The organism is Alloyangia mangrovi, assembly GCF_002300555.2.
Lineage (GTDB): Bacteria > Pseudomonadota > Alphaproteobacteria > Rhodobacterales > Rhodobacteraceae > Salipiger > Salipiger mangrovi.
On the sequence record NZ_NTHN02000033.1, the window covers coordinates 24,475 to 43,048 of the forward strand.

At 68.7% G+C, this 18,574-nt stretch carries 15 protein-coding genes and 2 pseudogenes; 8 read left to right on the top strand and 9 right to left on the bottom strand.

Annotated features, from left to right (window positions below; genetic code table 11):
• Positions 1 to 26 precede the first annotated feature (26 nt).
• The 4 genes and pseudogenes from gltB to fzlA all read left to right on the top strand — a co-directional run bounded on the left by gltB (position 27) and on the right by fzlA (position 7,584).
• Positions 27 to 4,569, top strand: a pseudogene (gene gltB, locus CLG85_RS17030) (glutamate synthase large subunit).
• Between the two features lie 112 nt (positions 4,570 to 4,681).
• Positions 4,682 to 5,431: a monofunctional biosynthetic peptidoglycan transglycosylase gene (gene mtgA / locus CLG85_RS17035; RefSeq protein WP_095881791.1), complete on the top strand. Its 750-nt coding sequence runs from the start codon at positions 4,682 to 4,684 to the stop codon at positions 5,429 to 5,431.
• Positions 5,432 to 5,628: 197 nt separating this feature from the next.
• A complete protein-coding gene (locus CLG85_RS17040; RefSeq protein ID WP_095881792.1) occupies positions 5,629 to 6,705 on the top strand; it encodes a linear amide C-N hydrolase in 1,077 nt (358 codons plus the stop codon).
• Positions 6,706 to 6,918: 213 nt separating this feature from the next.
• Positions 6,919 to 7,584, top strand: a complete 666-nt coding sequence (fzlA, locus tag CLG85_RS17045; RefSeq protein WP_095884094.1) for an FtsZ-binding protein FzlA — start codon at positions 6,919 to 6,921, stop codon at positions 7,582 to 7,584.
• A gap of 38 nt (positions 7,585 to 7,622) precedes the next feature.
• On the opposite strand, the gene CLG85_RS17050 is transcribed toward fzlA, so the two are convergent.
• The 4 genes from CLG85_RS17050 to CLG85_RS17065 all read right to left on the bottom strand — a co-directional run bounded on the left by CLG85_RS17050 (position 7,623) and on the right by CLG85_RS17065 (position 10,910).
• Positions 7,623 to 8,285, bottom strand: a complete 663-nt coding sequence (locus CLG85_RS17050) for an isochorismatase family protein (protein ID WP_095884093.1) — start codon at positions 8,283 to 8,285, stop codon at positions 7,623 to 7,625.
• A gap of 43 nt (positions 8,286 to 8,328) precedes the next feature.
• Positions 8,329 to 9,450, bottom strand: coding sequence for an isochorismate synthase (locus CLG85_RS17055; RefSeq protein WP_260349686.1), 1,122 nt, complete (start codon positions 9,448 to 9,450; stop codon positions 8,329 to 8,331).
• A 150-nt stretch (positions 9,451 to 9,600) separates the two neighbouring features.
• Complete coding sequence (locus CLG85_RS17060; protein ID WP_235865517.1) at positions 9,601 to 9,927, bottom strand: hypothetical protein; 327 nt, start codon at positions 9,925 to 9,927, stop codon at positions 9,601 to 9,603.
• A 68-nt stretch (positions 9,928 to 9,995) separates the two neighbouring features.
• Entirely contained in the window at positions 9,996 to 10,910 is a 915-nt protein-coding gene (locus CLG85_RS17065; RefSeq protein ID WP_260349688.1) for a LysR substrate-binding domain-containing protein, read from the bottom strand.
• A 118-nt stretch (positions 10,911 to 11,028) separates the two neighbouring features.
• Here CLG85_RS17065 and CLG85_RS17070 point away from each other — a divergent pair, with 118 nt between their 5' ends.
• Positions 11,029 to 11,784 (top strand): SDR family NAD(P)-dependent oxidoreductase, encoded by a 756-nt coding sequence (locus CLG85_RS17070; protein ID WP_260349690.1) that lies wholly within the window; start codon positions 11,029 to 11,031, stop codon positions 11,782 to 11,784.
• A 324-nt stretch (positions 11,785 to 12,108) separates the two neighbouring features.
• On the opposite strand, the gene CLG85_RS17075 is transcribed toward CLG85_RS17070, so the two are convergent.
• The 5 genes and pseudogenes from CLG85_RS17075 to CLG85_RS17100 form a co-directional block, all read right to left on the bottom strand.
• Entirely contained in the window at positions 12,109 to 12,273 is a 165-nt protein-coding gene (locus CLG85_RS17075) for a hypothetical protein (protein ID WP_260349692.1), read from the bottom strand.
• Entirely contained in the window at positions 12,270 to 13,409 is a 1,140-nt protein-coding gene (locus CLG85_RS17080) for a YeeE/YedE family protein (RefSeq protein ID WP_375796932.1), read from the bottom strand. The genes CLG85_RS17075 and CLG85_RS17080 overlap by 4 nt, the downstream gene beginning before the upstream one ends.
• Positions 13,409 to 14,347 (bottom strand): sulfurtransferase, encoded by a 939-nt coding sequence (locus CLG85_RS17085; RefSeq protein ID WP_095882288.1) that lies wholly within the window; start codon positions 14,345 to 14,347, stop codon positions 13,409 to 13,411. Before CLG85_RS17085 ends, CLG85_RS17080 begins: the two co-directional genes overlap by 1 nt.
• Before the next feature lie 253 nt (positions 14,348 to 14,600).
• Positions 14,601 to 14,861 carry a hypothetical protein gene (locus tag CLG85_RS17090; RefSeq protein WP_260349695.1) on the bottom strand — a complete coding sequence of 87 codons (261 nt, stop codon included), beginning with the start codon at positions 14,859 to 14,861 and terminating at the stop codon, positions 14,601 to 14,603.
• 97 nt (positions 14,862 to 14,958) lie between these two features.
• Positions 14,959 to 15,820: pseudogene (locus CLG85_RS17100) on the bottom strand (MFS transporter); the annotation flags it as partial.
• 216 nt (positions 15,821 to 16,036) lie between these two features.
• On the opposite strand from CLG85_RS17100, the gene aroA reads away from it, so the two are divergent.
• From aroA to CLG85_RS17115, 3 genes are read left to right on the top strand one after another with little or no spacing between them, the layout of a single operon-like run.
• Entirely contained in the window at positions 16,037 to 17,383 is a 1,347-nt protein-coding gene (gene aroA / locus CLG85_RS17105) for a 3-phosphoshikimate 1-carboxyvinyltransferase (protein WP_224845596.1), read from the top strand.
• Positions 17,384 to 17,387: 4 nt separating this feature from the next.
• Positions 17,388 to 17,891, top strand: a complete 504-nt coding sequence (locus CLG85_RS17110) for a hypothetical protein (protein WP_260349697.1) — start codon at positions 17,388 to 17,390, stop codon at positions 17,889 to 17,891.
• A 58-nt stretch (positions 17,892 to 17,949) separates the two neighbouring features.
• A complete protein-coding gene (locus CLG85_RS17115) occupies positions 17,950 to 18,573 on the top strand; it encodes a (d)CMP kinase (protein ID WP_224845600.1) in 624 nt (207 codons plus the stop codon).
• The last annotated feature ends 1 nt before the right edge of the window (position 18,574 follow it).

Here is an 18,574-nt window from a genome sequence, read left to right on the forward strand (position 1 = left end):
GCGGCCTTCCATGGAGGTGCTAAGCCATGACCACTTTCGACGCCAACTGGGTTGCCGCAGAGGAAGCCAAGCGCAAGTGGATGGAGGAGAACGGCCTGTTCCGCGAAGAGCATGAACACTCTTCCTGCGGCGTCGGCCTCGTCGTCTCCATCGACGGGAAACCGTCGCGCAAGGTTGTCGAGGCGGGCATCACCGCGCTGAAGGCGATCTGGCACCGCGGTGCCGTGGACGCCGACGGCAAGACCGGCGACGGCGCGGGCATCCACGTGCAGATCCCCGTCTCCTTCTTCTACGACCAGATCGAGCGCACCGGCCACGCGCCGCGCAAGGATGAGCTGATGGCCGTCGGCCAGGTTTTCCTGCCGCGCACCGACTTTGCCGCGCAGGAAACCTGCCGGACCATCGTCGAGACCGAAGTGCTGCGCATGGGCCACTACATCTACGGCTGGCGCCACGTGCCGGTGAGCGTCGACTGTCTTGGTGAAAAGGCCAATGCGACCCGCCCCGAGATCGAGCAGATCCTCATCTCGAACGCCAAGGGCATCGACGAGGAAACCTTCGAGCGCGAGCTCTACGTCATCCGCCGCCGCATCGAGAAGGCCGCGGCCGCCGCGGGCATCAACGGGCTCTACATCGCCTCGCTGTCCTGCCGGTCGATCATCTACAAGGGCATGATGCTGGCCGAGCAGGTCGCCGTCTTCTACCCGGACCTGCAGGACGAGCGTTTCGAATCCGCCTTCGCGATCTACCACCAGCGCTATTCCACCAACACCTTCCCGCAGTGGTGGCTGGCGCAGCCCTTCCGCATGCTCGCCCACAACGGCGAGATCAACACCATCAAGGGCAACACCAACTGGATGAAGTCGCACGAGATCCGCATGGCCTCGTCGACCTTCGGAGAGATGGCCGAGGACATCAAGCCGATCATCGCTACCGGGGCCTCGGACTCCGCCGCGCTCGATGCCGTGTTCGAGGTGCTGGTCCGCGCCGGGCGCAACGCACCGATGGCCAAGACCATGCTGATCCCCGAGGCCTGGTCGAAGCAGGCGGTCGAACTGCCGCAGGCCTGGCTCGACATGTATTCCTACGTAAACTCGGTGATGGAGCCCTGGGATGGCCCCGCGGCGCTGGCCATGACCGACGGCCGCTGGGTCTGCGGCGGTCTTGACCGCAACGGCCTGCGCCCGATGCGCTACGTCGTCACCGGGGACGGGCTGCTGATCGCCGGCTCCGAGGCAGGCATGGTGCCGGTCGACGAGTCGACCGTTCGCGAGAAGGGCGCGCTTGGGCCGGGCCAGATGATCGCCGTCGACATGGAAGAGGGCAAGCTCTACCGCGACACCGAGATCAAGGACCGCCTCGCAGCCTCGCAGCCCTTCGGCGAATGGGTCGGCAAGATCACCGAGCTCGACGAGAGCCTCGGCAAGGTCACCGAGAAGCCGCTCTTCTCGGGCGCCGAGCTGCGCAAGCGCCAGATCGCCGCGGGCTACAGCGTCGAGGAACTCGAGCAGTCGCTCTCGGCCATGGCCGAGGACGGCAAGGAAATGCTCGCCTCGATGGGGGACGACACCCCGTCGGCGGTCCTGTCCAAGAAGTACCGGCCGCTGAGCCACTTCTTCCGCCAGAACTTCAGCCAGGTGACCAACCCGCCGATCGACTCGCTGCGCGAGTATCGCGTGATGTCGCTGAAGACCCGCTTCGGCAACCTCAAGAACGTGCTCGACGAGAGCTCGGCGCAGACCGAGATCCTCGTTCTGGACACGCCCTTCGTCGCCAATGCGCAGTTCGAGGAGCTGACCCAGCACTTCGCGCAGGGCCTGGTCGAGATCGACTGTACCTTCCCCGCCGATGCCGGCGAGGGCGCGCTGCGTGATGGTCTGGCCCGCATCCGGGCCGAGGCCGAGGATGCCGTACGCTCGGGCGGCGGCCACATCGTGCTGACCGATCATCACCAGGGCGAAGGCAAGGTCGCCATGCCGATGATCCTCGCCACCTCGGCGGTGCACAGCTGGCTGACCAAGAAAGGCCTGCGGACCTTCTGCTCGCTGGGCGTGCGCTCGGCGGAATGCATCGACCCGCATTACTTCGCGGTGCTGGTCGGCTGCGGCGCGACCATCGTGAACCCCTACCTCGCCGAGGACAGCATCGCCGACCGCATCGCGCGCGGCCTGATCGACGGCAGCCTGACCGAGGCCGTGGCGCGCTACCGCGAGGCCATCGACCAGGGCCTGCTGAAGATCATGTCCAAGATGGGCATCTCGGTGATCTCGTCTTATCGCGGCGGTCTCAACTTCGAGGCCGTGGGCCTGTCGCGCGCCATGTGCGCCGAGTATTTCCCCGGCATGCTGTCGCGGATCTCGGGCATCGGCGTGCACGGCATCCAGCAGAAGGCGGAAGAGATCCACGCGCTTGGCTTCAAGGGGGGGGCGCGACGTGCTGCCGATCGGCGGCTTCTACAAGGCCCGCAAGTCCGGCGAGACCCACGCCTGGGGCGCGCAGAACATGCACCTGCTGCAGGCCGCCTGCAACAAGGCCAGCTACGAGCTGTGGAAGACCTATTCCAAGGCGATGCGGGCCAACCCGCCGATCCACCTGCGCGACCTGCTGGACATCAAGCCCATCGGCGAGGCGATCCCGCTGGAAGAGGTGGAATCCATCACCTCGATCCGCAAGCGCTTCGTGACGCCGGGCATGTCGCTGGGGGCGCTCTCGCCCGAGGCGCACAAGACGCTGAACGTCGCGATGAACCGCATCGGCGCCAAGTCCGACAGCGGTGAGGGCGGCGAGGATCCGGCACACTTCGTGCCCGAGCCCAACGGCGACAACCCCTCGGCGAAGATCAAGCAGGTGGCATCCGGCCGCTTCGGCGTCACCGCCGAGTACCTGAACCACTGCGAAGAACTCGAGATCAAGGTCGCGCAGGGCGCCAAGCCCGGCGAGGGTGGCCAGCTGCCCGGCATGAAGGTGACCAAGCTGATCGCCCGTCTGCGCCACTCGACCGAGGGCGTGACGCTGATCTCGCCGCCGCCGCACCACGACATCTACTCGATCGAGGATCTGGCGCAGCTGATCTACGATCTCAAGCAGATCAACCCGCGCTGCAAGGTGACGGTGAAGCTGGTGGCCTCCTCGGGCGTCGGCACCATCGCCGCGGGCGTCGCCAAGGCGAAGGCCGACATCATCCTGATCTCGGGCCACAACGGCGGCACCGGCGCGTCGCCGGCGACGTCGATCAAATACGCGGGCCTGCCGTGGGAAATGGGCCTCACCGAGGCGCACCAGGTGCTGGCGATGAACAAGCTGCGCGACCGCGTGACGCTGCGCACCGACGGCGGGCTGCGCACCGGGCGTGACATCGTCATGGCCGCGATGCTCGGCGCCGAGGAGTTCGGCATCGGCACCGCCGCGCTGATCGCCATGGGCTGCATCATGGTCCGCCAGTGCCAGTCGAACACCTGCCCGGTGGGCGTCTGCACCCAGGACGAGGATCTGCGCGCCAAGTTCACCGGCAACGCCGAGAAGGTGGTGAACCTGATCACCTTCTACGCCACCGAGGTGCGCGAGATCCTCGCCTCCATCGGCGCGCGCTCGCTGAACGACGTGATCGGCCGCGCCGACCTGCTGAGCCAGGTCAGCCGGGGTGCCGAGCATCTCGATGATCTCGACCTCAACCCGCTGCTGATCCGCGTGGATGGGGCCGACGACATCGTCTACGACCGGGCGAAAGAGCGCAACGTGGTGCCCGACACGCTCGACGCCGAGATCGTCCGCGACGGCAGCCGCTTCCTGCAGGACGGCGAGAAGATGCAGCTCTCCTACGCGGTGCAGAACACCCACCGCACCGTGGGCACCCGCACCTCGAGCCACATCGTCAGCAAGTTCGGCATGCGCAACGCGCTGCAGCCCGACCACCTGCACGTCAAGCTCACCGGCTCTGCCGGCCAGTCGCTGGGCGCCTTCGCGGCCCCGGGCCTGAAGCTGGAAGTGTCGGGTGATGCCAACGACTACGTCGGCAAGGGCCTCTCGGGCGGCACCATCGTGGTGCGCCCGCCGATGATGTCGCCGCTCACCGCGGCGACCAACACGATCATCGGCAACACCGTGCTCTACGGCGCCACCGACGGCTACCTCTTCGCCGCCGGCAAGGCGGGCGAGCGCTTCGCGGTCCGCAACTCGGGCGCGAAAGTGGTGGTCGAGGGATGCGGCACCAACGGCTGCGAGTACATGACCGGCGGCACCGCGGTGATCCTCGGCCCGATCGGCGCCAACTTCGGCGCCGGCATGACCGGCGGCATGGCCTATCTCTATGATCCCGAGGGCCTGTCCCCGGACCTGATGAACATGGAGAGCCTGGTGACCTGCCCGGTGGCCGAAGCGCATTGGGAAGCCGACCTCAAGGGCCTCGTGGAGCGTCACGCGACCGAGACCGGCAGCCGCAAGGCGCTCGACATCCTGCAGAACTGGGAGAGCGAGAAGGCCAACTTCGTGCAGGTCTGCCCGACCGAGATGCTCAACAAGATCCCGCATCCGCTGGGCATCGAGAGCGATCTGGCGGTACCGGCGGAATAGGCCCGCCCGCTCCTGAAAAGGTGAAGCGCCCGGACCCCTGGTCCGGGCGTTTTCCGTCCCGCCTCGGCGCAGAACGCTTTTCCGCGCGCGCGCAGACGTGTAGATCTGCGCCATGGCGCGAGCAGCAAAGACGACCAAAAGCAAATCGAAGACACCCGCAAAGGGATCAGGCAAGACCGCACGACGCCCCAGGCCGCTGCGCTTTCTGGTGAAGCGCGCCGTGCAGGCCGCGGTGGCGCTGGCGCTGCTGCTTGGCCTCGCGGTGCTGTCCTACCGCTTCGTGAACCCGCCCGGCAGCTTCTACATGTGGAGCGAGGGTCGCCGGCTCGGCAGCCCGGTAAGCTATGCCTGGGTGGATGCCGAGGACGTGGCCCCCGTGGCCCTGCGCGCACTGGTGGCCGCCGAGGACGCGAATTTCTGCACCCATTGGGGCTTTGACATGCGGGCGATCCGTGCGGCCATCGCCGAGGGCGGCAACCGCGGCGCTTCGACCATCAGCCAGCAGGTGGTGAAGAACGCCTTCCTCTGGCAGGGCCGCAGCTGGCCGCGCAAGGCGCTGGAGGCGGCGCTCACCCCGCTGATGGAGGCGCTCTGGCCGAAGCGGCGCATCCTCGAGGTCTACATGAACATCGCCGAGTTCGATGAGGGTGTCTTCGGCATCAAGGCGGCCTCGCAGCACTACTTCGGGGTCGCACCGTCGCAGCTGACCTCGACGCAGGCAGCGCGGCTCGCGGCAATCCTGCCGGACCCCAAGGACCGCTCGGCCTCGAACCCCTCAAGCTTCGTGCAGCGCCGCACCGGGCAGATCCGCGACGGCGCGGCGACAATTGCCCGCGATGGCCGGGCGCGCTGCTTCGAGTAACGCGCCCGGCCGGGCAGCGCGTTTCGGCACCGGCTTACTGCAAGGCAGAATGACGCGCAGGGGCAGGGGCGATGTTGTCAACGCGCGATGCTCCAGCCATACTTTCTCCATTGAGTTGAAAAACTGCCAGTGCCTCGCGCGCCTTTTTTTCCTGCGCGATATCTATCTTTGCGAAATTTTATTGAAAAGAGTTTGAAATGACGGGTAATTTCCTCCCTCTCACTGCCGGCCTAAGACCTCTTGCCGCGGTGACCTTGATCGTCGGCGCTGGCTGGGCCGGCATCGCTGACGCCTGCACCCGGCTTGTCTATCACGGTGCCGGTGACCAGATCATCACCGCCCGCTCGATGGACTGGCGCAGCGATATCGGCACCAATCTCTGGGTTTTTCCGCGCGGCATGGAACGGAACGGCGAGGCGGGGCCGAACTCGATCACTTGGACGTCGAAGTATGGCAGCGTCATCGCCTCGGCCTATGACATCGCGACGACCGACGGGATGAACGAGGCCGGGCTCGTGGCCAACCTGCTGTGGCTGGTGGAATCCGAATACCCCGAGTTCGACGGCAGCCAGACCGGCCTCAGCATCGCGGCCTGGACCCAATACGTGCTCGACAATTTTGCCACCGTCGAGGAGGCAGTGGCGGCGCTGGAGCTCGAACCCTTCACGATTGTCACCGATGCGGTGCCCGGCGAGGACCGGCTCGCGACGCTGCACCTGTCGATCTCGGACAAGACCGGTGACAGCGCCATCATCGAATACATTGGCGGCAAGCAGGTCATCCACCACAGCCGCGCGTACCAGGTGATGACCAACTCGCCGATCTTCGAGGAGCAGCTGGCGCTCGAGTCCTATTGGCGGCAGATCGGCGGCACGGTGATGCTGCCCGGCACCAACCGCGCCTCGGACCGGTTTGCCCGCGCCTCCTTTTACGTGAACGCCATTCCGAAGACCGAAGACGCGGTCGAGACCCTCGCCAGCGTCTTTGGGGTGATCCGCAACGCCTCGGTGCCCTATGGCATCACCACACCGGATGAGCCCAATATCTCCTCGACCCGCTGGCGCACTGTCGCCGACCAGAAGCGGCTGCTCTACTTTTTTGAATCCGCGATGACTCCGAACACCTTCTGGGTTGATCTGAAGGCCTTCGATTTCACGCCGGAGAACGGCAAGGTGCTGCGCCTCGATCTGGGCCCGCAGCAGACCAATACCTATTCCGGTCTCGCCAACGCCAGTTTCGTCGCGACCGAGCCTTTCGATTTCCTCGGCCTTTGACCCAGCGCGCGGCGCGCGGCTTCTTCTCTTTGAAAATACGCCGGGGGAGCGCGCCGCGACGCGGCGCTGCGGGGGCGGAGCCCCCTGCGGCACCGGCCTCCGGGCCGAAGGTCGGGCCATCACCCGCCCGTGTTCCCATCCCCAGTTGAATCGCCGCCGCTTTCACGGCAAACAGGCGGGAGATTTCCCTCAGACCCGGAGCCGCTTTCTCGAATGGCAAAGCTTTACCACGTGCCGCTCTCGCCCTTTTGCCGCAAGGTTCGCCTGAGCCTCGCAGAGAAGAAGATCGAATGCGAGCTGGTCGAGGAACGCTACTGGGAGCAGGAGGCAGACTTCCTGCGCCGCAACCCGGCGGGCAAGGTTCCGGTGCTGCGCATCGACAACAAGACCATGTCCGAAAGCGCCGCGATCTGCGAATGGCTCGAAGAGAAATACCCCGAGCCCTCGCTGCTGCCGCGTTCGCCCGACGCCCGCTACGAGGTGCGCCGGCTGGTCGCCTGGTTCGACGACAAGTTCCACCATGAGGTGACCTCGAAGCTGCTCTACGAGCGGGTGAACAAGAAGATCATGAAGGCCGGCTTCCCCGACTCGAGCAACGTCAAGGCCGGGGCCAAGGCGATCAAGTACCACCTCGACTACATGGCCTGGCTGCTCGATCACCGGCGCTGGCTGGCGGGCGACGTGATGACGCTGGCGGATTTCGCCGCGGCGGCGCATCTGTCGTCGCTGGATTACATCTCGGATGTGGACTGGAATCGCTCGGCGGTGGTCAAGGACTGGTACGCCAAGATCAAGTCGCGCCCGGCCTTCCGCTCGATCCTCGCCGACCAGATCCCAGGCTTCCCGCAGCCGGCGCATTACGCCGATCTCGATTTCTGAGGCGCGCGCGGGGATGCCCCCGCGCGCCATTGACCGCCCTAGCCGGCGGCGCTCTCCAGCTTGCCCAGCACGGCGTCCGTGACCATCGGCACGCCGCTGCAGCCGGCCACCCAGGCCAGCGCCGTATCCTGCTTCTCGCGGCTGAAATCGGCGAGCGCATCGGCCACGAAGAAGGGCTCGATGTCGCGCTGAAACGCCTCTGCCGCCGTCGCGAGGCAACCGATATGGGCGTAGATACCCGTCACGATGAGCTGGTCCCGCCCGCGCGCCCGCATCAGCGTCTCGAGGTTCGAGCGCTGGAATGCGCTGTAGCGATGCTTGACCAGCGTGATGTCCCCCTCCGCCGGGGCGAGCGCGGGGATGATCTCCTCGTGCTCGGGCGTCGCCGACATGCCCGGCCCCCAGAGATCGGCCTGCAGCCCGCGGTCGGGGCGAAACTGGTTGCCCTTCTGCGCGGTGTAGAAGACCGGCACGCCGGCGGCGCGGGCGACCTCGAGCAGCCGCGCGATATTGGCGGCGGCGGCGGCGATGGTGCTGCCTTCGCGGCTGAAGGCATCCTCGCCGTAGGCGGCGCAGAAGTAGCGCTGCATGTCATGCACCAGCAGCGCGGCGCGTCCGGTCTCCAGCGCAAAGGGCGCGCGGGGCCGGGGCAGATCTTCGGCGGTGGGCAGCGGGTAGTCGGGGATCTTCGGAAGGGCCATGGGAGCTTTCTGCGGGGTGAGCGAAATGTGCGACGTGCAGGCCTCAGAGGCCTTCGGAGATGCCGAGCGCGCGGCGCATGGCGATGAACTTTGCGCGGGTCTCGGCGACCTCCTCGCGCGGGTCCGAGGCGGCGACGATCCCGGCCCCGGCAAAGAGCCGAGCCGTGCTGCCCTCGATCATCGCGCAGCGCAGGGTGACGTGCCATTCGCCGTCGTTGCTGGCGTCCACCCAGCCGAGCGTGCCCGCGTAGAACTCGCGGTCAAATGGCTCGGACCCGGCGATCGCCTGCAGCGCCTCGCGCAGCGGTGCCCCCGCGACGGCGGGTGTCGGATGCAGCGCCGCCAGCAGCTCGAGACAGGGCGTCTCGGGATCGCGCAGCACCCCGTCGATGCAGGTGCCGAGGTGCCACATGCTGGCGGTGCGGTCGAGCTGCGGGGCCTCGGGCACGGCGAGATCGGCGCAATAGGGGGCGAGAATGTCGTGGATGTATTCGACCACCACCCGGTGTTCGACATTGTCCTTTTCCGAGCCCAGCAGCGCCGCCTTGGCCTGCGCATCCTCGGCGGCATCTGCGCGCCGCCGCGCCGAGCCGGCGAGCGGGTGCGAGCGGATCGCCGTGCCGGTCTTGCGCAGCAGCAGCTCGGGCGTGGCCCCGACCAGCCAGCGCGCCGCGCGGCGGGCGCCGGGCAGCGGCAGGCAATAGGCGGTCACATGCGGGTCGGCGCCGAGCCGTTGGGCCACGGCAAAGGGATCGAGCGCCCGGTCGGTACGCAGATCGAGCGCCCGCGCCAGCACCGCCTTGCGGAGCGGGGTGTCGGGATTGGCCACCTGCGCCGCCACCGCGGCCACGGCCTCGGCGTAGCGGTCCTGCGAGGGCAGGCGGTTGAGCGCCAGCGGGCGGGCGACCGCGTCGATCCGGGCTTGCTGAACCGGGGCCGGCTCCGTCTCGGGGCGGAGCCCGTAGAGCCAGCCGGGCAGGTCACGCTCGAAGGGGAAGGCGCCGAAGAGGCGCTGCGCTGCCCCCGCGCCGCGCGCGGCAAGCGAGGAGAGCGGGCCCGAGATGGACTCCTCGATGATGCCGCTCCGCGCACCGAGGCGCAGTGGCAGGCCGAGGCAGGCGCCCTCTGGCGCGCTCATGGGGTACGAAATCGCAAGGTCGCTCAAGGAACAAATCCTGTTCTAGGAGCTGCCTGCCGGTTCGGTGGGTGCTGTCGGTGAAAGGGGCCGCGGGGCGGCATGTGATCCCGACCTAGCGCGGAGCGCCGAGGGGTGTCAATTCACAAGTCCTCGCCGGTGCGTCCCGTGGCTGGGTGCTCAGTTCAGCAGGCGCTCGAGCCGACCGCGCTTGTTGGCGTCATTGCCCTGGCTGTGGAGGATGGCGCGGATCTTGCCGACCTCCTCGGGGCGGATCCGGCTCGTATCTATGCTCGGGGCAAGCGTCCTTACCTGCTGCATCTCGCCCTGGGTCAGTTCGACGGGGCGACCGAGGCTCATGGCATAACGCTCGCTTTCGGTCTCGGTCTGTTCGGACGGTGCCGCGGCGCGGTCGTCGGTGCCCGGCGTGCGGCTGCGGTTGACCATGGCCAGCCCGGCGACGACCAGCAGCGCGCCGATCACGAAGACAACAGCATAGCTTTTCATGGCGGGCTCCGATCCCTGAGTGGTCCTTGCCTTCAACATAGGGCCTCGCGCCGCGGGCACAAGGTGGCTCAGGACCGGGGCGCCCCCGCCGGCATCTCGGCCTTCACGTGGTCGACGAAGGCGCGCAGGGCGGGGGGCATCAGCCGCCGCTCGGTGAAATAGAGCGACGGGCCCGGGAAGGGCGGGGTCCAGTCCTCGAGCACCGCCACCAGCCGCCCGCTGCGGAGATCCTCGACGAGATAGTCGTCGAAGGCGTAGACCAGCCCGTGCCCGGCGCGGGCGGCCACCAGCGCGGCGGCGGAGCTGTTCACCGCAAGCCGCCCCTGAGGGGTGATGTCGCGCGTCCGGCCGTCCTTCTCGAAGGACCAGGGCAGCGTGTTGCCGGTTCCGAAGACATGGGTGATGCAGGCGTGTTGCGCCAGCTCGTCGGGGTGCTCCGGCGTGCCGTGCCGCGCGAGGTACCCCGGCGCGGCGGCCACCAGCATGCGCTGGTCGGCGCCCACCCGCACCGCCACCATGTCCTGCGCCAGCGCCTCGTCGTAGCGCAGCCCGGCATCGAAGCCGCGGGCGACCACGTCGATGAGGTCGCCCTCGCTGACCGCCTCGATCCGCACCCCGGGGTGGCGGGCGAGAAAGGAGGCGACCAGCGGCATCAGCCGCAGCTCGATCGCCGGGGCCGGACCGTTGATGCGGATGCGCCCGGTGAGCGGGGCCTGCCTCCCGCTGCCGACCGCGGCGGCGGCCTCGCCCAGCACCGCCACCGCATCGCCGGCGCGGGCGAGCAGGCGCTCGCCCTCCTCGGTCAGCGAGGTGCTCCGGGTGTTGCGGTTGAGCAGCCGTACCCCGAGCCGCGCCTCGAGCTCGCGGATCCGCTCGCTGAGCGTCGAGGGCGAGATCGCCAGCTCCGCCGCCGCCCGGCGGAAGTTGAGATGCCGCGCGAGGGTGACGAACTGCGCGAGGGAGTTGAGGTCGATCTGCTGCATTGTTCGGAAATCCGAATGGCCCATACGTATCTGTACGATTTATCGAACCGTCCCGACAACCTATCTCCGGCATGAACCGGGGCGGATGCACCGCCCCGCTGGTACAGGAGATGACCCCATGACCCGCAAGATTGCCCTCATCACCGGCGCGAGCCGCGGCCTTGGCCGCTCTGCCGCGCTGCACCTTGCCCGCGCGGGCGTCGAGGTGATCGGCACCTACAACAGGTCCGCCGAGGCCGCCGCCGAGACCCGGCGCGAGATCGAAGCCCTCGGCGTGCGCGCGGCGATGCTGCCCTTCGATGCGGACGGCGGCGACGTCGCCGCCTTCGCCGCCGCGCTGGAGCAGACCCTGCAGGGCACCTTTGGCCGCGACAGCTTCGACTACCTCGTCAATAACGCCGGCCTTGGGGTGCATGCCAGCATCGCCGGTACCGAGCCCGAGCAGCTCGACCTGCTCTACCGCGTACACCTGCGCACGCCCTTCGTGCTGACCCAGACGCTGTCCCCGCGGATTGCCGAGGGCGGGGCGGTGCTCTTCGTCTCCTCGGGATTGGCGCGCTTCACCCTGCCGGGCTACGCCGCCTATGCGGCGATGAAGGGCGCGGTCGAGGTGCTGACCCGCTATGCCGCGCAGGAGTTCGGGCCGCGCGGCATCCGGGTCAACTGCCTTGCGCCCGGTGCCATCGCCACGGATTTCGGCGGTGGCGCGGTGCGCGACAACGCCGAGTTGAACGCGCGGGTGGCGCGGATGACGGCGCTCGGCCGGGTCGGCGCGCCCGAGGACATCGGTGCCGGTGTCGCGGCACTTCTGGACGGTGGGCTGGGCTGGATGAGCGGGCAGCGGGTCGAGCTGTCGGGTGGCCAGGGGCTCTGACTGGGGAGCCCTGTCCCTGCGGGGACAGGGCGATCCGGTGCTGAAAAGGGATCAATGCCCCTTGGGCCGCTTGGAGATACGCGGTTGGTCCCAAGGGTGTGTAAGGGGAGGAAAATAGCCACTCAGTTTGGTAACTGCCCTGATCCTGACCCTAACCGCGAGAGAGTTAATTTTTGGTAAATTTTCATGAAATTTACCTTGTCGTTAGGTCAGGGTTTGCCGTCTTTCTTGAGGTTTCGGCGGTATGTCAGGGGTGCGCGTGGTTAACGCAAGCGGGGCGGCCATCGCTGGCCGCCCCGCTCTTGTGTCCATCTGTCCCGATGCTCAGTCCGGCAAGGCGCCGCAGAAGCCGCCCGAGGCCATCGCGCCGGAGCCGAAGGCCAGCAGGGTGGGGGCCTGGTAGGGGTTCGGCGGGGTCCGGGCGAGGTCGAAGACCAGCAGCGCCGCGACGAAGGCGAGCGCCAGAGCGGCGGTGAGGCTGCGGGTCATGTCCGCGCCTCCAGCCCCAGCGCAGGGCGCAGCCGGATGCCGAGGAAGGCCCCGGCGAAGGCGGCGACGAACCAGACCCAGCCGTGCAGGCTGCCGGTGGAGATCCCCGAGAAGAAGGCCCCGACGTTGCAGCCGAAGGCAAGACGCGACGAGTAGCCGAGCAGGAAGCCCGCAATGATGGTCGCGATCCAGGCCCGCGCCGGGTAGGACGGCAGCTTGGTGGCGAGCGCGCCGCGTCGCCAGGCGGCGACGCCGAAGGCACCGAGGATGATCCCGATGTCGGTCAGCGAGGTGTAGTCCGTCAGCACACTCGACTGCACCCGCTCCATCGAGCCCGGCGCGGCCCAGAAGGCGGAGCCGGAGAGGTCTCCGCCCAAGGCTGCGAAACCCTTGGCGGCCCAGAGGCCGAGCCCGTAGACCACGCCCCAGGGCTGGCCCGCGACCAGCAGGTTGCCGATGGCGAGCAGCGCCAGCACGACGGCGGCGATGGCGTGGCGGCGGCTCAGCTTCACCGTGCCGGGGGCGGCGCGCCACAGGAAGATCGCCGCGGCGAGGGCCAGAAGCACCAGCGTGACACCAAGACCCGGGATGCCCGAGAGCCTCAGGATCGGCAGCGCGCCGAGGTCGGTCCACCAGATCAGGTTCCACGCCCCGGCGAAGCTGCCGAGCGCGAAGAAGGGCAGGGCCAGCAGGCTGACGGGGTTGCCGCTGCCGGCGTTGACCAGCGTGCCCGAGCCGCAGCCGAGCACGATCTGCATGCAGGCGCCGAAGACGAAGGCGCCGCCGACCATGGCAAAGCCGATGGGGGCCTGCGCGCCGACCAGCTCACCGGCGTGGCTCGAGAGCAGCGGGATGGCAACCACGGCCACCAGCGCGATCGACAGCAGCTGCGCCAGCACGCCCGAGGGTTCGCGGCGCAGGATCATCGCCCGCCACGGCCCGGCGAAGCCGAAGCGCAGGCCCTCGAGCGCGATGCCGAAGCCGAGGCCGATGGCCAGCAGCAGGCCGTAGCGTGCGCCCGCGAAGAGCGCGACGAGGGCCACGACGACAAGCGCGCCGAGGATCAACCCGGCGCGCTGCGGCATGGCCCCTGCGGGCGCGGCGGGTGCCGCGCCTTGGGTGGCGGACTGGCTCATCAGTTGCCCCCGGTGACCTGGTTCAGCAGGTTCTTGAAGAGGCCCGGGGCGTTCTGCATCTCACCGCCGGTCTGCGAGTATTCGACCATCGAGCCGGGGTAGAGTTTCACATTCTCGATTCCCGCCATCTCGCTCAGCGCGAACCAGTTGGTCGCCGCCCAGTGGCCGGTGTTGCAGAACGACACGATCTCTTCGCCCTCGGTGATCCCGAGCGAGGCCTTGAGCGCCTGAACGTCCGAGATCTGGCCGATGGCGGTGGCGCCGCTCTGGAAGAACTGCGTGTAGGCGTAGTTCTGGGCGCCGGGCAGGGTGCCGGGCTTGGCCGCGGCGCCATGGGCCTTCTTGCCCTCGAAGAAGGCGGCGGGGCGGGCGTCGAGCAGCAGCGCCTCGTGGCCGCCATCGACCACGTCGGCAACCTCGGGGGTCTCGGCGGTCCAGGCGTCGTTCCAGGTGATGTCGAGCTCGGTCGGCTCGGGGGTCACCGCGTCCTTGCTGAGCGGCAAGCCGGTGTTGACCCAGGCCTGGGCACCGCCGTTGAGGATCGACAGATCGGTGAAGCCCGAGCTTTTCAGCGTCCAGTAGACGCGGGCGGCGGCGCCGAAGTCGGTGTCGGTGTCGCCCTGAGAAACGATGACCACCTGAGCATCGGGCGCCAGGCCGAGCTTCTCGTAGGTGGTTTCGAGCTGGTCCACCGGGACGGTCGCGCCGGGGTTGTTGTCGGGGCCGCGGAAGAGCCCGTAGGGGGCCGAGACGGCGCCGGCGATGTGGCCGTCGGCATAGGCGTCGCCGCGGATGTCGAGCACCACGGGTGCGCCTTCGGCGGCGAGGGCGGTGTCCAGTTCTGCGGGGCTGACCAGCGGGCCGAGGTTGGCGGCGAAGGCGCCGGTCGCGGCGAGGCCGCTGATCGCGGCGGAGAGGGCGATCGCTTTGTAGGTCATGAGAGGGCCTCCGGGTAAGGGTCTTCGTTTTCCAGCCTTATTTCGACCCGGCAGGCCCGGGCGGCAAGGGCTCTGCGCGGGCGCGGGCGCGGCGCGCAGGGAACAGCGCTCCGGCTTGCAGGCCCGGCGTGGAAGGCTGATTTGGCGTGGCGCCACGGGTGGGAAGGATTTCCGTCCGAAGCGCCTGCCGGGTGACAACGTTCTTATTTGATCCGCGCGAACGGGGGGCGCGCGGACCCCTGTTCCTCCGGCCTTACTCGAGCCCGCTGCGGCGCGCGTCCCAGAGGGTGATCGCGAAGAGCCCGAATCCCGCGGCGCTGAGCGCCGCGCCGACGTAGCCCGAGGCGGGGAAATCATGGCCCGCTGCGATCACCCGCGCGGCAAGGAACGGGCCCACCGCGTTGGCGACGTTGAAGGCGGCATGGTGCAGCGAGGCGGCCAGCTGCTGGGCCTCTCCGGCGACGTTCATCAGCCGCGTCTGCATCACCGTCGAGACGCCGCCGAGGATGCTCATGCAGAGCACCGCGAGGCCCATGGTCCAGAGCCCCCCCCGACACCGCCGCCGGGAAGAGCGCGAGCACGATGGCACCGCCGCCGAAGGACGCGAAGGCGGTGAGGTTGAGGTTGCGGTCGGCCAGCGCGCCCATCAGCAGGTTGAAGATCGTCATGCCAAAGCCCGTGATCATCAGCATCAGCGCCACCATGTCCTCGGAGGCGCCAAGCGTGCTCTGCACCGTCGAGGCGATGTAGGTATAGACCGCGAAGAAGCCGCCGAAGCCGACGGCGCCGGTGGCCAGTGTCAGCCAGACCTGCCGGTTCTTCAGTGCGCCGAGCTCGCGCAGGGGGTTGGCGTCCGGGTCGGCGGGAGTTCGGGGGGGCCTTGAGGTAGACCGCCAGCGCCGTCGCCAGCGACAGCGCGCCGACGATGACGAAGCCAGAGCGCCAGCCGAAGAACTGGCTGAGCCAGCTTGCGGCGGGCACGCCGATGGTGGTGGCTATTGTCAGCCCGAGGAACACCCGCGAGACCGCCGTGGCACGCTTGTTGCGCGGCACGATCGAGGCGGCGACCAGCGCCGCCACGCCGAAATAGGCGCCATGCGGCAGGCCCGAGGCGAAGCGCGCGAGGGTGAAGAGCCCGAAGCTCGGGGCCAGCGCCGAGAGCGTGTTGAAGGCGGCGAAGGCGAGCATGAGCCAGATCAGCAGCATGCGCTTGCGCATCTTTGCCCCGGCAACGGCAAGGATCGGCGCGCCAACCACCACGCCGAGCGCATAGGCGCTGATCGCATCCGCGGCGCGGGCCTCGGTGACCCCGAGGTCGCGGGCGAAGCTGGGCAGCAGCGCCATGGCGGCGAATTCGGTGGTGCCGATGGCAAAGCCGCCCATGGCCAGCGCGAAGAGCACCATGCGCGACGAAATCTGTCTTTCGGCACCGGCCATCGAGGCAGGTGCGGTCTCGGCCGCTCTGTGGGTCATGCCAATCCATCGTGTCTGTCGGGAATCGGGAGGGATTCCGGCTGTGTGTCTCTCTCCCTGAGATCACACCTAGGACGCTGCGGCAGGCGAAGCAAGGCATGGGTGGGGGATTGCGCACAACAGCGCCTGCCGTTGGGTCGCATCGGGGCGCGCGGGCGATGGACGCAGGCGCAACGCACTGCTATCAGGCGCGCGAGCGATAACAGGAGAGGCGCCATGTCGAGCCACGGGGACCCCATTCCGATGATTGCCCGCAAGTCCGCGGGTCTTAAGGGCGAGGCGCATGTGCCGGGCGACAAGTCGATTTCGCACCGCTCGCTGATCCTCGGCGCGATGGCGGTGGGCGAGACCAAGGTCACCGGTCTTCTTGAGGGGCAGGACGTGCTCGACACCGCCAAGGCGATGCGCGCCTTCGGTGCCGAGGTCGAGAAGCGCGGCGACACGTGGCACGTGCATGGCGTCGGCGTCGGCGGCTTCGCCGAGCCGGGCAACGTCATCGACTGCGGCAACTCCGGCACCGGGGTGCGGCTGATCATGGGCGCCATGGCGACCACCCCGATCACCGCGACCTTCACCGGCGACGCCTCGCTGAACTCGCGGCCCATGGCCCGGGTCACCGATCCGCTGGCGCTATTCGGGGCGCGCGCCTACGGGCGCAAGGGCGGGCGGCTGCCGATGACCATCGTCGGGGCCGAGGCCGCGATCCCGGTGCGCTACGCCACCCCGGTGCCCTCGGCGCAGGTGAAATCGGCGGTGCTGCTGGCCGGGCTCAACGCCCCGGGCGAGACCGTGGTGATCGAGCGCGAGGCGACCCGCGACCACTCCGAGAGGATGCTCACCGGCTTCGGCGCGACCGTCACCACCGAGGAGACCTCGGAGGGCCGGGTGATCACCCTCACCGGCCAGCCCGAGCTGAAGCCGCAGACCATCATCGTGCCGCGTGATCCCTCCTCCGCCGCCTTCCCGGTCTGCGCCGCGCTGATCACCGAAGGCTCGGACGTGCTTGTGCCGAACATCGGCCTCAACCCGACCCGCGCGGGGCTGTTCTTCACCCTGCAGGACATGGGCGCGGATCTCACCTTCGAGAACATGCGCGAGGAGGGCGGCGAGCCGGTCGCCGACCTGCGCGCCAAGTTCTCGCCGAACCTCAAGGGCATCGAGGTGCCCGCCGAGCGGGCCGCGAGCATGATCGACGAATACCCGGTGCTCTCGGTGGTCGCGGCCTTTGCCAGCGGCAAGACCCATATGCCCGGCGTCAAGGAACTGCGGGTCAAGGAAAGCGACCGGATCGACGCCATGGCGACCGGCCTGCGCGCGAGCGGCGTCGAGGTCGACGAGGGCGAGGACTGGTGGACGGTGCATGGCCGCGGCTTTGGTGACGTGCCGGGCGGGGCGACGGTGCAGAGCCATCTCGACCACCGCATCGCCATGTCGTTCTTGGTGATGGGGCTCGCCACCGAGGCACCGGTGCGCGTGGATGACGGCGGGCCGATCGCCACCTCGTTCCCGATCTTCGAGACGCTGATGACCGGGCTGGGCGCCGATCTCGGCCGCGAGGCCTGAGCGCTTGAGCCGCATCCTGCCCTACGTCGCGGCGCTGGCTGCCGCGCTTTTCATCTGCATGGGCTATTACGCGGTGCGCGTGCTCTGGCCCGGCGCGGGCGGGCAGGCCCCCTTCGACGTGCGGGTGCTGGGCTATACCGCCGGCGAGGCGCAGCGCTACCTGATGGCGCTGAGCGGCGAGGCGCGCTCGGTCTACCTGCTCGAGATGCGCTGGCTGGGGCTCGGCTTTCGCGTGGTCTTTGGCCTGACGCTGCTGATAGGCACCTGGGTCCTGTCGCAGGGCCGGGCCTGGTGGCGGCGCGGCATCTTCCTGCTGCTGGCGCTGGCCTGGATCGGCGCGGATGCCGCCGAGAACCTGCTGGTCAACGAGATGCTGCTGCGCGGGCCGGTGGCGCTCGATCATGCGCTGGTCGACTGGTCGAGCCTGTTCACCCGGCTGAAGTTCGTGCTGCTGGCGGTCTGCGCGGTGGGGCTTTTCGGCCTGTGGCGGCAGGGCCGCCGCAGGTAACTTGCGGCCCTTCCCGGCGGCGGTCATAAAGGCCGCGATCTGACAGAAAGGGACGGCCATGGCCTTTACCATCGCCATCGACGGGCCGGCGGCTGCCGGCAAGGGCACGATCAGCCGCGCCGTTGCCGCGCATTTCGGCTTTGCCCATCTCGACACCGGGCTGCTCTACCGAGCGGTGGGGCGCAAGATGCTGGATGGGGTCGATCCGATCCGCGCGGCGCAGGAACTGCTGCCGGCGGACCTGCAGGTGCAGGGTCTGCGCACTGCTGCCGTCGGGCAGGCCGCCTCGCGCGTGGCGGCCATCCCCGAGGTGCGCGCAGCGCTGCTGGACTTCCAGCGCGCCTTTGCCCGCCGCGACGGCGGCGCGGTGCTCGACGGGCGCGACATCGGCACGGTGATCTGCCCCGAGGCCGAGGCCAAGCTCTTCGTCACCGCCAGCGCCGAGGTGCGGGCACGGCGCCGCTTCGAGGAGCTGGTGGCCGGGGGCGCCGAAACCGATTTCGAGACCGTGCTGGCCGAGACCCGCGAGCGCGACCACCGCGACGCCACCCGCGCCGATGCACCGCTGAAACCGGCGCAGGATGCGCAGATGATCGACACTTCGGAGCTGGACGTCGAGGCTGCCGTGGCCGCCGCCATCTCGGCAGTGGAAGCCCGCAGCCTCGAGCATGTGAAAGGATGAA

What these genes read in the sequence shown, in the direction of transcription:
- mtgA (WP_095881791.1), top strand. Translation starts at nt 4,682, where the DNA reads ATGGCGCGAGCAGCAAAGACGACCAAAAGCAAATCGAAGACACCCGCA.
- CLG85_RS17040 (WP_095881792.1), top strand. Translation starts at nt 5,629, where the DNA reads ATGACGGGTAATTTCCTCCCTCTCACTGCCGGCCTAAGACCTCTTGCC.
- fzlA (WP_095884094.1), top strand. Translation starts at nt 6,919, where the DNA reads ATGGCAAAGCTTTACCACGTGCCGCTCTCGCCCTTTTGCCGCAAGGTT.
- CLG85_RS17050 (WP_095884093.1), bottom strand. Translation starts at nt 8,285, where the DNA reads ATGGCCCTTCCGAAGATCCCCGACTACCCGCTGCCCACCGCCGAAGAT.
- CLG85_RS17060 (WP_235865517.1), bottom strand. Translation starts at nt 9,927, where the DNA reads ATGAAAAGCTATGCTGTTGTCTTCGTGATCGGCGCGCTGCTGGTCGTC.
- CLG85_RS17065 (WP_260349688.1), bottom strand. Translation starts at nt 10,910, where the DNA reads ATGCAGCAGATCGACCTCAACTCCCTCGCGCAGTTCGTCACCCTCGCG.
- CLG85_RS17070 (WP_260349690.1), top strand. Translation starts at nt 11,029, where the DNA reads ATGACCCGCAAGATTGCCCTCATCACCGGCGCGAGCCGCGGCCTTGGC.
- CLG85_RS17075 (WP_260349692.1), bottom strand. Translation starts at nt 12,273, where the DNA reads ATGACCCGCAGCCTCACCGCCGCTCTGGCGCTCGCCTTCGTCGCGGCG.
- CLG85_RS17080 (WP_375796932.1), bottom strand. Translation starts at nt 13,409, where the DNA reads ATGAGCCAGTCCGCCACCCAAGGCGCGGCACCCGCCGCGCCCGCAGGG.
- CLG85_RS17085 (WP_095882288.1), bottom strand. Translation starts at nt 14,347, where the DNA reads ATGACCTACAAAGCGATCGCCCTCTCCGCCGCGATCAGCGGCCTCGCC.
- CLG85_RS17090 (WP_260349695.1), bottom strand. Translation starts at nt 14,861, where the DNA reads ATGAGCATCCTCGGCGGCGTCTCGACGGTGATGCAGACGCGGCTGATG.
- aroA (WP_224845596.1), top strand. Translation starts at nt 16,037, where the DNA reads ATGTCGAGCCACGGGGACCCCATTCCGATGATTGCCCGCAAGTCCGCG.
- CLG85_RS17115 (WP_224845600.1), top strand. Translation starts at nt 17,950, where the DNA reads ATGGCCTTTACCATCGCCATCGACGGGCCGGCGGCTGCCGGCAAGGGC.